Origin of the sequence: Legionella tucsonensis (assembly GCF_001468035.1) — a bacterium.
GTDB lineage: Bacteria > Pseudomonadota > Gammaproteobacteria > Legionellales > Legionellaceae > Legionella > Legionella tucsonensis.
On sequence record NZ_LNZA01000001.1, the window covers coordinates 1,119,905 to 1,134,373 of the forward strand.

The following is a 14,469-nucleotide window of genomic DNA, read 5'->3' on the forward strand; positions in this document are numbered from 1 at the left end:
CCCAAGATATAAAGAGCCCAGGCTACGATTTAATTATTGATGGGTAAATGCATTTCTCTCTGTTAAGTCATCTATGAATGGGGTTGGCGTTTTAATTGAATTTTGATATGTATCTTGATGTGTACGTTGAGAGGTTTGTCCAATAAACGGTAGCTGGCTGCTTGGAAATTGCACTGTTACTTGTTTTGCTGTGTTTAATTTTAATTCAGCATGTTGGTGTAACCTCTCAATGCTTTTATCAAGCATGCTCAGATTATGTTCAGCTTCACTTATTTTTTTTGCTAGTTCAGGCAGTATTTGACTTTCAAGCAACATCATTTCACTATCTTGTTGGGAAATTGTTGCAATATTATCTTTTATAATTGTTTGATTTTTAGTTAACTGATTGCTGTCTATACTGTTTTTAATTGTGTAGATCAATGCAGCAATAAACAGACTTAACATAATGACAGCAAGCACTGCAGCTGGAACCATAAACAGAGCAGTTACTGCAAGAATGCCTCCCGCAACGGTTACACCGGTGCAGGCTCCTCCAGCCGACAACAAAAAGAAGAATAAACCTATTTTGAGAAGAGTATTCTTATAGCTACCGCGCTCTTGGATGGAGATTTCTAATTGTTCATTTTCTTTTCCTAAACTTATATTCTGTAATGCTAGTGCTGGATTTGATTGTTTCAATTGTTCCACTTTTTTTTCTGTTTGAGACTTATCCTTTACTATTTTTTCTTTCTCAAGAAAAGTGTTATTTCGTGTTAATCTTATTTTTTGTTCTTCTGCTATGATTAAAAGGTATTCACGCATGAATTGAATTATTTGTTTTAGTGCTTCATTTTCTTGATAATTTCGACTTACTGTTGATTGCAAATAAATTTCAAGACGTGTAAGATAAGTTTGATAGCTTATCTCAATAGCTCGCTGCATCAATTGTTCTTTTTTTTGATGCAGTTTTTTGTGCTCTGTCTCTATAGCTTCTTTGAGTAAATGACGGTTTTCTTCTGAGAGCTGCAATAAAGCAGGATCATCGGTCAAACGTGCTACTGCTCTTTTATTTCGTACTTCGGCTCGCATCTGTCTTTGTTGTCTCTTTTCGGTTAATTCCAAAAGATTTTCTCTTACTCTATCGTAACTTTCAGTCAATTGTTGATGACGTAATTGGTCGCTCTTTAAGACTTTTTGGAGTGAGCTTAATTCTTTTGTAAGAGTGTTTTTTTGCAGCTCTAAATTAGTTTCTGGGTGCATATGTTGTACACGCGAATGAGCATGGGGTGTTTTTAAATGCGAATCGTCTTCTGGGTGAGTATGGGTTTTATCATCTCGTTGCTCGACTGTTTCTGGATGAGGATGTTCATGAGAGGTTTTTGAAACAGTATCCACTGTCTCTGGATGAGAGTGATGGTGATGAGTTTTTTCGTCTTCCTCAATGTTTTTGATGCGGGTTTGAATACAATGAATATTTTCATTGTCCTGTTGTATCTCTGTTTCTATAGATCTTATTTTCTCCTGGATAAGTTCCAATTGAAAATATAAATGTGTATCTAAAAGAGAATCATCCTCTGACTCTTGATAATCACGTTTTTGCTCATCCAAATCATATTGAGATTGTTTTTTGCAGGCAGCCAATGTTAAATGAGATGCTGACTCCTGTTGATCAACTTGAAGAATGTAAGATAGTTGGTCCTTAATTTCGCTGGTTACAAAAGGAATTGGCGATGAATTAATACATGAATTACGCAAAATAAAATAGTTAGAACTCTCAATGTACTTATCCGTTATTTGTTCAACTGAAAGCTCAAGATTTAATGTTGATAACGACATACTCAAATTCCTTTTGTAAAATATTTGGCACGCACATTTTATATAAGTGCATTAGAGAGCCAATAAGTATCATTTTTATCATTAAAAAAGCCAGTTTATGTTTATTGCAAAAAAAAGGCTCGAATATCGAGCCTTTTTTAGGTATAAGCAATTTTCGAGTTTAAATTTAATTATTCGTCAGTTAAACGAAAATATTTAGTTCCAAAATATCTTTGGAGTTTCTTTCTAATTGTACCACGGCTAATGCCTAGCATCTTAGCAGCCTGCAATTGATTGCCACGACGCTTTTCCATTACTGCTTGAAGTAATGGAGGCTCAACCTCAGATAATATCATATCGTAAAGATCATCAATGCTTTTACTTTTATTTTCGGCGAGAAAACGAGTAACTAAACTATAGACTAAATCTTGCAGACCTTGGTCTTGTTTCGTTATGCTTAAAGTAGCTTCAGGTGTTTCAATGACAGTCATCTTAACTTCCTTATTATTAATTAAATCAACATTCCAATTGCTAACATTCAAAATGAAAGCAAAATTAATTGTACATGAAGGATAATTGATATTCTATATTTTTAAGAGAAAACTATGCATTTTTTTCGAGCAATTCATTGGCCACAAGATTAAATAATGAGCGATCGGATTTTTCTGAGGACAATGAGTTTTTTACCCTATTTAAATGGGAAATCATTTTCGTAGGTTGCTCTGGATCATTGAAAAAAAGATCAACATAACGGGTCAATTCATGAGCATTGCAATCGTATTGCAAAAACTCAGGAATAATCATTTTATTCGCTAAAAGATTGCATAGACCAAAAAACTTGACTTTGATAAATCTCATCGCCAATACATAGGAAAGAAAGGAAGATCTGTAAATAATACACATCGGTTTTTCTAATAAAGCACACTCAAGAGAGGCAGTTCCTGAAGCAACGATAACAAAATTTGCGGCAGCCATGCAGTGCACTGCATGGCCTTGTACAAAGCTAATAGGTAAATTTAGATTAGAAAAATAATGTTTGATTTTTTCTGGATTAATTGTATCTGCAATGGGAATTACAAAATGCAAATTTGGATAGCGTTGTTGCAAAATTAGAGCGGTGTCACGCAACACCGGCATATGATATTTTATTTCATTAGCACGACTTCCGGGAAGAAGAGTAAAAATGTTTGCTTCCTGAGGAAGACCTAACGCTTTGCGTTGTGAATGGAGGTCATCAACAGATGCAATTTTTTCTATTAAAGGATGACCAACAAAACTAACTGGAACTTGAGCTTTCTCATAGATAATTTTTTCAAAAGGCAAAATAACTGCCATTTGGTCAATGCATTTTTTGATAAGATGAATGCGATTAGCTTTCCAGGCCCAAATTTGGGGGCTGATGTAATACAGAATCTTAATCCCTAATTTTTGTTTTGCATATTTTGCCAGTCTTAAATTAAAGCCCGGATAATCTACTAAAATAAGTAGATCCGGCTTTTGCTGATTTAAATGTTTTTTAATTGCCAGAAATGCCTTGCGAATTACATTAAGATTGCGGATAACCGCTGTAAGTCCAGTAACACCAAAACGAGCTAAATCTGAAATTATTTGGGCTCCAGCTTCCTGCATGTGTTTGCCGCCAATTCCACTAATTTCGATATTAGAATAGGCAGCCTTTAATTGGCGAATCAAAACCGATGCATGGACATCACCCGATTCTTCACCCGCTATAATGACAATAGACTTTTTCCTAAACTCTATTTCATTGAAAAATTGCTTCGTCGATACGGTTGTCGAATCCTCATGTGACTTCGTGCACAATCCATTTCTTCGCTCCGTTTCTCCTTGTACTTTCCTCACTGCAGCGAGTTTGGAAAAAAAAAGTCTAATGCGTTTAGATTCTTGCATGACGTTCAATTAAGTTATTCTGGATAAGCGAAGTTATTGTTTCTGCAACATCAAGTGCGTGGAGGCCGTCTTCACCAGTTACAAGAGGGGTAGTGTCTTCTTGGATGCATTTGATGAATGATTTTATTTCTTCAAATAATGCATCACCTTGCTCATACTCTTTTTCTTCTCGAAGAATATCAGGAATTCCGGGAAACATTTCACCAGTTCCTTTTTTAAATACAGCAAGTTTTTTACTCTGATAGTCAATTGAAAGATAGGAGTTCTTTTGGAATATCCTTGTCTTGCGCTCTATTTTAAAACTGACTCGACTGGCTGTAAGATTAGCCACGCACCCATTGGCAAATGTAATTCGAGCATTGGCTATATCAATTGCTTTTGTAAGTACAGGTGTGCCTTGGGCAAGGATTGAGACGATTGGGCTTTTAACCATATTTTGAATTAAATCAATATCATGGATCATGACATCAAGAATCACATTAACGTCAGCACCACGTGTTTTAAATGGAGCTAAACGTTCTGATTCAATAAATAAAGGTGTTTGTAAATATTCATCCAAAGCCAACCGCACTGAATTAAAACGCTCAAGATGTCCAACCTGTATTTTTACCTGGTGTTTTTCGGCAAGTTGAATTAATTCTTTTGCTTGAGCTACTGTTTCAGTAATTGGTTTTTCAATTAAAACATGGATGCCTTGCTCTAAAAAAGCTTTAGCAACTTCGAAATGCTTGTTCGTTGTTGCCGCAATACTTACTGCATCAACTTTGTCAAACAAGTCATGGTAATCGTTATAGCCAGGGACATGCAATTCCTGTGATGCTGCCTCCAATATGCTTTGATTCAGGTCACAAATCCCAATTAACTCTGCATTCGGAATCAGTTGATATTTTTGTGCATGAAATTTACCTAAATAACCTACACCGATGACTGCACAGCGAATTTTACTCATTATCTTCATATGTCAATTATTTGTGCGCATGATCGCATTTATTGGATGATAAATCAATTTTATAAGAGTATTATTAGCCAGCGTTAATGCCCCATGACTATACTGATTAAGGAAAGAGAAGAATATTATGCTTATAGCTGGCGTAGATGAAGTAGGACGTGGTCCTTTGGCAGGCGCAGTGGTCACTGCTGCAGTTATTTTAAAAGATCCCATAGAGGGTCTTGCCGACTCGAAAAAATTGAGTGCGAAAAAACGTGAATTATTATCCGTACAAATAAAGGAGCAGGCCATTGCTTATGCATATGGCAGAGCAGAGGTAGATGAAATTGATATCTTGAATATCCATCATGCAACTTTGCTGGCGATGCAGCGTGCAGTTGAAGCTTTGACAATCAAACCAGACTACGTATTAGTTGATGGCATATACATGCCAAAATTAAGTGTTCCTTGCAAGGCAATTGTGCAAGGTGATAATTTAATCCCTGAAATTAGTGCTGCCTCAATTCTTGCAAAAGTATTTCGAGATGCAGAAATGGTAGCGTTTGATGCGATTTATCCCGGATATGGGTTTGCAGAACATAAAGGATATGCGACCGCTGTTCATCGAGAAGCATTAAATCGACTTGGGCCATGCGAGATTCATCGGCGAAGTTATGAACGCGTAGCAGCATTGCTTTAATTTCCTAGCCCGGTTGCGCGCCATAGCGGAACCGGGCTAAAAAATACTAAGACCACTCAAACTACAATCAATTTAAACTATTAAATAAAATTTTATGTGAACTAATGGACATCAAGATCCCAAAGCTCGCTAAAAATGTAACCATTGCAGTACCCCCATAGCTGACTAAAGGCAAGGGAATGCCCACAACCGGAATGATTCCCATAACCATGCCAATATTGACAAAGCCAGACATAAAAAATGACATGGCAAGACTTGCAGCTAAAAGACGAGTATATGTCGTTTGGGCATGGGATGCGATGTTCAGGCTTCTAAGAGAGGTCATAACAATAAGAGCAATAATGGCAAATCCACCTGCGAAGCCAAACTCTTCACTTGTTACTGCAAAGATAAAGTCCGTAGCATGTTCAGGTAAGAAATTAAGATGAGATTGGCTTCCTTGTAACCAACCTTTTCCAGCAAGTCCACCTGAACCAATGGCAATCTTGGATTGGATAATATGATATCCTGCGCCTAGTGGATCTTGCTCTGGATCAAGCAGAGTATAAACACGTTGTTTTTGATAATCATGCATTACATGCCAGACCACGGGAATGGCAGAGCCTATTAGGAGTACGAGCAACAAAATAACTTTAAAACGAATCCCAGCTAAAAATACAACACATAGTCCAGCAGCAGCTACCATAATCGCAGTCCCTAAGTCGGGTTGTTTTGCAATAAGCAGTACGGGAACGCAGATAATGAGTCCGGCAACAGCAAGAGATTTAAAGGTGCTGGGTCGAGCTTGTCGGTCAAAGTACCAAGCAGCCATCATAGGGACAGCCAATTTCATGATTTCAGAAGGTTGAAAGCGAAATAAACCCAATTCAAGCCAGCGCTGAGCTCCTTTCCCAATTTTCCCCATAAGCATCACGGCAATTAATAAAGTCAATCCTACGCTATATATCCATGGAGTCCATATTTTATATTTATGAGGAGGAATAAACCCGAGCACAATCATAATGAGCGATGCAAAGATAAGTCTCATTGATTGGCGCAAGATCATACTTGTATTCGCATTGGAGGCGCTGTACAAAATTAAAAGACCAAAGCTTATCAATAAAAGAAGTAACCCCAATAAGGGAAGATCTAAATGAAGTGATTTTGTGGTAAACCGGTAAACGGGTTTAGTGTGTCTTCTGTTCATGAGCCTTCATCGGATAAAGTTGATAGTATGTGTCAAGCACTTTACGTGCAACTGTGGGCGCAGCAACATCGTTCTCTACAACAACTGCTAGTGCAATTTCAGGTTCTTCCACCGGAGTAAATGCAATGAACAATGAGTTGTCCCGTAATGCTTCAGGGATGTCTTCATATTTTACTTTTTCATATTGTCTGCCGCTAAATACTTGTGCTGTACCGGTTTTTCCCGCAACTGGGTAAGGGGGATTGCGTCCAAATCGATAACCTGTTCCCTCATTGCTGGTTAAAACGTTGTGCATTGCGTCTGCAACGATATCCCAGTTTGCTTCATCTTTTAGGTAAATTGGATATTCCTCAACAGGTTTGTATTGTTTTATCTCGCCACTGTCACTATTGACAGTTTTCGTTAATAAATGAGGCCTAAACCGTTGTCCATGTTGGCTTAACGATGCTGTCGCATTCGCTATTTGTAATGGTGTAGCAAGCATAAAACCTTGACCTATAGAAGTTATCAAGGTATCACCAGGATACCAAGAAACTCCTTTAGTTTGTTTTTTCCAACGTAAGCTAGGTACGATACCTGCAGCTTCTTCATAAAGATCGATATGGCTTAAATGGCCCAAACCAAATTTTACGAGCATATCTTCAATATTGGAAATACCCATTTTATTTCCTAGTTGGTAAAAATAAGTATCACAGGAAACGGTGATTGCTCTTTTAAAATTAATCATTCCATGGCCTGTTTTTTTCCAATCTCTATAGATGTGGCTAGCAGTAGGAAGTTTAAATCGACCTGGATCATAAATAGTTGTTGTAGTGGTAATAAATCCTTTATCTAAACCTGCTAGGCCAACAAATGGTTTAATTGTTGATGCAGGAGGATATACACCGCGCACCGCTCGATTAAATAATGGTCTTTGTAAGGTATTTGACAATTTTTTGTATTCTTTAGCACTCACACCACCGACAAAAATATTGGGATCAAAACTTGGAGAACTCGCCATGGCTAAGACTTCACCATTTTTAGAGTTAATCACGACAACTGCACCTCGTTTCTCTTTGAGTGCTTCATAAGCTGCTTGTTGAAGCCTGATATCAATACTTAAATAAAGTTTTTCTCCTGAATGAGGGTTAATTTTATCAATAACTCTTAGCGTGCGCCCACTGACGTCGGTTTCTACCATTTGGTATCCAACTTTACCATGAAGTACATCCTCGTAATATTTTTCAACACCAGCCTTTCCAATAAAGTTTGTAGCTCGATAATTGGTTGGATCTACTGCCCTTAATTCCTCAACATTGATTCGACCAACATAACCCAGAACATGAGCAGTTATCTCACCTAAGGGGTAATGACGCATCAAACGTGCTTTAATGCTGACGCCAGGAAAATGATATTGGTTGATGGCAAAAAGCGCTACCTCCTCTTGTGTTAATTTTAATTTAACAGGTATGGGTACAAAAGAGCGGTTTTGCTTTCTGGTACGTTTGAAATTTTTGAGATCTTCTTCTGTAATCGAAGGAATTAATTTTTGTAATTCAGCTAATGTTTGATCCATATTTTTAACATGCTCAGGGATAATTTCCAGAACATAAACAGGTATGTTTTCTGCAAGCAATACGCCGTTTCTATCAAGAATAACTCCTCTAGGTGGAGCAATTGGAATAATACTCATTTGATTTTTTAAAGATAGGGTTTGATACTTTTTAAATTCGGAAATTTGCAAAAATGCCAGCCTTAAAACAAGGATTAAAGACAAAATAATAAGGAAAGCCACCAGCAGGTTAATTCTAAAAAGTTGATGCTGGGATTCAGAGCGATAATTTTTAAAAAACTGATTTCGACTCATTGACGCACGGTCAGTTAAGCTGGACTGGAAAACTGCATAGTAACTTAAAATGAGTTTGTTTACTATAGCTTCGTCGCATCACTATAATACATTACTTATGATAAGGATGATTGTTAATAATAGACAAGGCTCTATATAAGGTTTCCAGTAAAATAATACGTACGAGTGGATGAGGAAGGGTAAGCCTTGATAGAGACCAGCGTTCGTTACATAACTTGAGGATGTTTTGAGATAGACCCTCAGGACCACCGATTATAAAGCAGAAGTGACTATGTATTTGTTGTAATTGAGATATCTTAAGTGCCAATTCTTCGCTGCTAAACGCTTTACCTTCAATATCCAGAGCAATAATTCGTGCATTATTGGGTAATGCATCTTGGATAAGTGCAGATTCCTTTTCTAATATTCGCAATAAGTCTGATGATTTACCGCGGCGAATCAATGGTATTTCAATGAGTTTGAGTTGAACACCATCATTTAATCGTTTGGCATACTCATTAGCCCCTTGGGTAACCCAGTCGGGCATTTTATTGCCTATAGTGATGATGGTGATTTTTAACATAACGATATTTAATCTTTGGACGACTCTTCCCACAGACCTTCTAGATTATAGTATTGCCTGTATTCAGGCTGCATGACGTGAATGATAAAGTCACTAAAGTCAATAAGAACCCAATCACCAGTTTCCAGTCCCGTACAATTCATGGCATGAGTGCCTGTGGACTTCATATCCTCCATTATTTTTTGTGCAATTGCTTTAACATGCCGAGAAGAGCGCCCTGAAGCAATAATCATATAATCAGTAATTGTCGTTTGTTTTCGAACATCAATTACTTTAACATCGATAGCCTGATTGTCATCAAGCAGCTGTAACAGTTTAGTTAACATTGGGTTTTGATCTGACATAAATTAGCTAATCATTAATAAAAAGCGCTGAATGATAACAGTATTTTTTCTATATAAAAAGGGCTTTAGGGAGCGCACGTAACTCAATTGTATGAAAAATTGTTGAAAAATAAAAAAAACCAATATTAATCATAAGATTATTTATTTGTTTGCGCGGTTAGCTGAAACAAGAATGGAATCTATATTTCATTTTGTTTCATCCACTAGATGATTAATCAGTTAAACGCACATGAGTTAATAAGAATTTGATTACTGCAAATAAGATCAAGCAGCATAAAGCAGCAATAAACAGTATCCCTAGTTGTTGAGTAAATGCTGCAGCATAAAGCGTTTTTAATGCTGCAATATTTGTTTCACCCGAAGGAACAGCTGTTAATGAAGCCAGCTTACCTGATAAAAACCCTCCGATGCCCAGAGAAACAAAAAAGATGCCCATTAGGGTACTCACTTTGTTTTTGTCTGCAAGAAGTGTAATTGCAGATAATCCAACTGGAGATAACAGGAGCTCAGCCAATGAAAACATTAAATAAGCTGGAATAATTAAAAGTGGAGAGAGTAACGCATTCTTGTCAGTGAAATTGCTGGCTAATGCAATAATTGCATAAGCTGCAGTTGTAATAAATATGGCAAGCAGAAATTTTTTACCGATACTTAATCCACGCTCCACTAAGTTTAGTTTAGGGTTTTTCTTCGAGAGAAAGTAACCAATAATTAGCATTCCCACGCTTTGAATCGTTACATAATAAGGTGGCGGGAAGTAAATACCAAGAAATGTTGGTTCAACAACACGTGAAATAAACAGAGTCAATGACATAAACATTTGAAAGTAGAAAGACCAGAATACAACTGAAATGATGCACAATAAACCAATCACTAGAGTTTGACGAGATTGATTGGTATTTTCTCCACTGACAGAATATAAAATATAACCTGCTGAAAATAATACGACAAGTCCGAATATAAGATTGGCTAATTGAGGTGAGTTTAAAATATAAAACGATAAGGACCACAGGAATATCATTAAGAGAGTAGCGGCAACGATTTTTTTATATTGAAAAACAAAAGGATTGTAGTCTTTAATATTGTATTTTTTGATGCCATGCAAAAAAACGATAAAGGCTACGATCATTCCGATTGCGGCACTGACGAAAGAGGCAACCCAGCCAAAATGCTCATTTAAAATACTCGGTAAAGTGGTTCCTAAAATAATCCCTGTAGTAATTCCCATATAAAAAATTGTAAAACCGCTCTCACGACGTGCTGAGCTCGTAAGATATTCATTTCCCAAAAGCGATGAAATGTTAGGCTTTAATAAACCTGTTCCAACGGCAATTGCTGCAAGAGATCCCGTAAGTACAGTAGCATTATCGACTAGAGACAAGATACAATAACTCACGAAAAGTACAACTGCACCGAGTAAAACAGCACGTTTTTGACCTATTAATTTATCCGCAATCCAGCCTCCTATTACGGGAGAAAGATAGGTTAAGGCAGTAAATGAACCAACTAATGCATAAACTTGCTCGTCAGGCCATTTGAAATGTAAGGCTAAATAAAGTGCCAAAAGGGATTGAACTACATAAAAGCCATATCGTTCCCACATTTCGGTTGCGAAAAAAATACGGAGTGACTTTGGGTGTTTTTCAGAGTTGGTGTGCACTATATCTTAAACATGTGAGTTAGAGTGGGGTCAATTGTAACATAGCATTATGGGACATCATAGACAATGTGTTCTCTCGAAGCTCATTTTGAGCGGTTATTAGCAATCATAATAATCAAAATGTTTAATTATTATAATACTTCGGAAGCTAAGCATATTAAAGAAATATTTTACCTTTAAATTGATATCTATGTTCTGAAATGGCTCTGGTGTATGATGCTTCTATTTTATTTCGTATGGGGCATTTCTTAATGGAAGACTACAAGAAAAATCGAATAATTAGAGCAAATAAAGGAAGCGACAGACAAGCCAAAAGCTGGCTCACAGAAGCAGCGCTTCGTATGCTGTGCAATAATCTTGACCCGGATGTGGCAGAAGACCCAGATTCTCTAATTGTCTACGGAGGTTTGGGTAAGGCTGCTCGTAATTGGGAGTGTTTTAACAAAATTGTAGATGTTCTGAAGACATTAAATGATCAACAAACCCTGTTAATTCAGTCAGGTAAACCTGTTGGAGTTTTTACCACTCATGAGGATGCGCCTCGAGTTCTTATTGCCAACTCTAATTTAGTCCCGCGCTGGGCTACTTGGGAGCATTTCAATGAATTGGATAAAAAAGGTCTGATGATGTATGGTCAGATGACTGCAGGAAGCTGGATTTATATAGGTTCGCAAGGCATTGTACAAGGAACTTATGAAACTTTTGTCGCCGCTGCGCGTAAACACTATGCAGGAAGCTTAGAAGGACGTTGGATTTTAACTGGTGGTTTAGGAGGAATGGGGGGAGCACAAACTTTAGCCGGTACCATGGCAGGAGCTAGTGTATTGGCTGTTGAATGCGATATATCCAGAATAGAAAAACGTATTAAAACAAAATACTTAGATCGATATACAATGGACTTGGATGAAGCCTTGGCATGGATAAATGAATCGTGCCAAAAGAAAAGCCCTTTATCTGTTGCTGTTTTGGGAAATGCTGCAGAAATTTTTCCTCAGCTGGTGCAGCGTGGAGTTTCTCCAGCTTTAGTTACTGACCAAACGAGTGCTCATGATCCCTTAAATGGATATCTTCCTGCTGGATGGACATTAGAGCAGGCAGCAAAATTGCGTAAAACTGCACCGGATGAAGTAGTTACAGCAGCAAAACAATCTATGGCCGTACAGGTACATGCGATGCTTGAATTCCAAAAAAGAGGCATTCCGGTTTTTGATTACGGGAATAATATAAGGCAAATGGCCTTTGAAGCGGGAGAAAAAAATGCTTTTGAGTTTGAAGGTTTTGTTCCTGCGTATATCCGGCCTTTATTTTGTGAAGGAATCGGGCCTTTCAGATGGGTTGCTTTATCAGGAGATCCTGAAGATATTTATGCTACTGATGAAATGGTAAAAAAATTAATTCCAGACAATAATCATCTGCATAATTGGTTGGATATGGCAAAGGAAAAAATTGCGTTTCAGGGATTACCTGCACGTATATGTTGGGTTGGGTTAAAAGATCGTGCTCGTTTAGCATTGGCTTTTAATGAAATGGTTCGTAATAGTGATGTTAAAGCACCTATAGTTATAGGACGGGATCATTTAGACTCTGGTTCAGTAGCAAGCCCTAATCGTGAAACTGAAGGAATGATTGATGGTAGTGATGCAGTATCTGATTGGCCTTTACTCAACGCTTTATTAAATTGTGCGAGTGGTGCAACTTGGGTTAGCATTCATCATGGTGGTGGAGTAGGCATGGGATTTTCACAACATGCTGGAGTTGTGATTGTTGCGGATGGCACAGAGAAAGCGGCAAAACGTTTGACAAGAGTACTCTATAACGATCCTGCTACTGGGGTTATGCGTCATGCAGATGCAGGGTATGAACTTGCAAAAAAATGTGCCAAGGAAAATTCACTTTGGCTGCCTATGGAATCTTAGAACAGACTTTGTTCGGGCTTTTGTCCAACAAACTTTAGTTGTTATCTCATGTTAGGTCAAAAGACCCATCGATATTTAAGGAGTTAAGTTAATGCAAGAACCTTTTATTCTTCAACCTGGCGAGTTGAACTTGCAGTCAATTCAATATATTTTAAATCAGCAATCGAATTGTGTTCTTGCTAAAGAGGCAGTTGAGCGAATTCATGCATCGAATCAAACAGTTAAAAAAGTAATTCTCGATAAAAAAACGGTATATGGAATTAATACAGGTTTTGGCTCATTGGCAAATCAAACGATTTCAGAGGAAAACTTAAAACAGTTACAGCGCAATATAGTCCTTTCCCACGCTTGTGGAACCGGTGAGCTGTTGTCTGATGAAATTGTTGCCTTAGTTTTACTGCTTAAGATAAATAATTTGGCTCAAGGATATTCTGGAGTTCGTCTGGAATTGATTGAAGCATTAATCTCTTTACTTAATCACAAAGTTTATCCCTGTATTCCATCTAAAGGCTCAGTAGGCGCTTCTGGTGACTTAGCCCCATTAGCTCATATGTCTTTACCTTTATTAGGTGTTGGTAACGTTCGTCATCAAGGAAAAGTAATTAGTGCGATTGAAGGATTGAAAATCGCAGGTTTAAAGCCAATTGAATTGGAGGCGAAAGAAGGACTGGCTCTTTTAAATGGGCTACAAGCTTCTACAGCTATCGCTTTAAATGCCTTGTTTACTACAGAAACATTGTTTGAAACAGCACTGGTTGCTGGTGCTTTATCAGTGGATGCTGCTAATGGTAGTGATGTGCCCTTTGATGAACGGATTCAAAAGGTACGAGGCCATGAAGCACAGCAAAATGTTGCGGCATGCTATAGAGAATTATTAGCTGGAAGCGAGATCCGCGAGGCTCATCGTCATTGCGCACGAGTCCAGGATCCTTACTCATTAAGATGCCAGCCCCAAATTATGGGTGCAATATTGCATCAAATTCGATTCGTAAGAAGGACTTTAGATGTTGAAATCAATGCTGTTTCTGATAACCCACTTGTTTTTAATGAACAAGAGCAAATTATTTCAGGAGGCAATTTCCATGGGGAGATTGTTGCCATGGCGGCTGATAATCTTGCTTTGGCTGCAGCTGAGATAGGAGCAGGATCCGAACGACGCATCGCACTGCTTATTGATAAAAATTTTAGTGGCTTACCAGCTTTTCTGATTAAAGAGAGCGGCTTAAATTCAGGATTTATGATTGCTCATGTTACAGCAGCAGCCTGTGCCAGTGAGAATAAGGCACTTGCTCATCCACACTCAGTAGATAGTCTTCCAACTTCTGCAAATCAAGAAGATCATGTATCTATGGCAACCAGTGCAGCCCGACGACTACATGAAATGAATGATAATACTGCAACTATTTTGGCTATTGAATTATTAGCAGCTGGACAGGGAATTGAATTTCATAAGCCACTTAAATCATCAACGTTATTAGAAAAATTTCATCAACGCATACGTTCTAATGTAGCTGCTTATGATACTGATCGTTTTTTTGCACCTGATATTGCCATAATCAAGCAAAAGATTTTCGATGAGGAATTCGCCACTCCATTTTTCCACTTGTGGAATAAAAATTAGGGAT

12 protein-coding genes are annotated in these 14,469 nt (G+C 37.7%); 3 read left to right on the forward strand and 9 right to left on the reverse strand.

Annotated elements, in window-relative coordinates; translation table 11 throughout:
* Window positions 1-33: 33 nt before the first annotated feature.
* The 4 genes from Ltuc_RS04835 to Ltuc_RS04850 form a co-directional block, all read right to left on the reverse strand.
* Window positions 34-1,815: a hypothetical protein gene (locus Ltuc_RS04835; protein WP_058520181.1), complete on the reverse strand. Its 1,782-nt coding sequence runs from the start codon at window positions 1,813-1,815 to the stop codon at window positions 34-36.
* A gap of 170 nt (window positions 1,816-1,985) precedes the next feature.
* Window positions 1,986-2,285, reverse strand: coding sequence for a helix-turn-helix domain-containing protein (locus tag Ltuc_RS04840; protein WP_019232137.1), 300 nt, complete (start codon window positions 2,283-2,285; stop codon window positions 1,986-1,988).
* A 112-nt stretch (window positions 2,286-2,397) separates the two neighbouring features.
* Entirely contained in the window at window positions 2,398-3,702 is a 1,305-nt protein-coding gene (gene lpxB, locus Ltuc_RS04845; protein ID WP_238584068.1) for a lipid-A-disaccharide synthase, read from the reverse strand.
* Complete coding sequence (locus tag Ltuc_RS04850; protein WP_058520182.1) at window positions 3,689-4,651, reverse strand: Gfo/Idh/MocA family protein; 963 nt, start codon at window positions 4,649-4,651, stop codon at window positions 3,689-3,691. The genes lpxB and Ltuc_RS04850 overlap by 14 nt, the downstream gene beginning before the upstream one ends.
* Before the next feature lie 127 nt (window positions 4,652-4,778).
* Between Ltuc_RS04850 and rnhB the strand changes: the two genes are divergently transcribed.
* Complete coding sequence (gene rnhB / locus Ltuc_RS04855; protein WP_058520183.1) at window positions 4,779-5,330, forward strand: ribonuclease HII; 552 nt, start codon at window positions 4,779-4,781, stop codon at window positions 5,328-5,330.
* A 67-nt stretch (window positions 5,331-5,397) separates the two neighbouring features.
* Here the strand turns inward: rnhB and rodA are convergent, their stop codons facing one another.
* From rodA to Ltuc_RS04880, 5 genes are all read right to left on the reverse strand, one after another.
* Window positions 5,398-6,516: a rod shape-determining protein RodA gene (rodA, locus tag Ltuc_RS04860; protein WP_058520184.1), complete on the reverse strand. Its 1,119-nt coding sequence runs from the start codon at window positions 6,514-6,516 to the stop codon at window positions 5,398-5,400.
* Window positions 6,497-8,362, reverse strand: coding sequence for a penicillin-binding protein 2 (mrdA, locus tag Ltuc_RS04865; RefSeq protein ID WP_058520185.1), 1,866 nt, complete (start codon window positions 8,360-8,362; stop codon window positions 6,497-6,499). Before mrdA ends, rodA begins: the two co-directional genes overlap by 20 nt.
* Window positions 8,363-8,453: 91 nt before the next feature.
* Window positions 8,454-8,924, reverse strand: coding sequence for a 23S rRNA (pseudouridine(1915)-N(3))-methyltransferase RlmH (gene rlmH / locus Ltuc_RS04870; protein ID WP_058520186.1), 471 nt, complete (start codon window positions 8,922-8,924; stop codon window positions 8,454-8,456).
* Window positions 8,925-8,932: 8 nt separating this feature from the next.
* Window positions 8,933-9,268, reverse strand: coding sequence for a ribosome silencing factor (gene rsfS, locus Ltuc_RS04875; RefSeq protein WP_058520187.1), 336 nt, complete (start codon window positions 9,266-9,268; stop codon window positions 8,933-8,935).
* A 211-nt stretch (window positions 9,269-9,479) separates the two neighbouring features.
* Window positions 9,480-10,928 carry a peptide MFS transporter gene (locus Ltuc_RS04880; protein WP_083498040.1) on the reverse strand — a complete coding sequence of 483 codons (1,449 nt, stop codon included), beginning with the start codon at window positions 10,926-10,928 and terminating at the stop codon, window positions 9,480-9,482.
* Window positions 10,929-11,179: 251 nt separating this feature from the next.
* Here Ltuc_RS04880 and hutU point away from each other — a divergent pair, with 251 nt between their 5' ends.
* A complete protein-coding gene (gene hutU, locus Ltuc_RS04885) occupies window positions 11,180-12,844 on the forward strand; it encodes a urocanate hydratase (protein WP_058520188.1) in 1,665 nt (554 codons plus the stop codon).
* Window positions 12,845-12,935: 91 nt separating this feature from the next.
* A complete protein-coding gene (gene hutH / locus Ltuc_RS04890) occupies window positions 12,936-14,465 on the forward strand; it encodes a histidine ammonia-lyase (protein WP_058520189.1) in 1,530 nt (509 codons plus the stop codon).
* Window positions 14,466-14,469 lie beyond the last annotated feature (4 nt).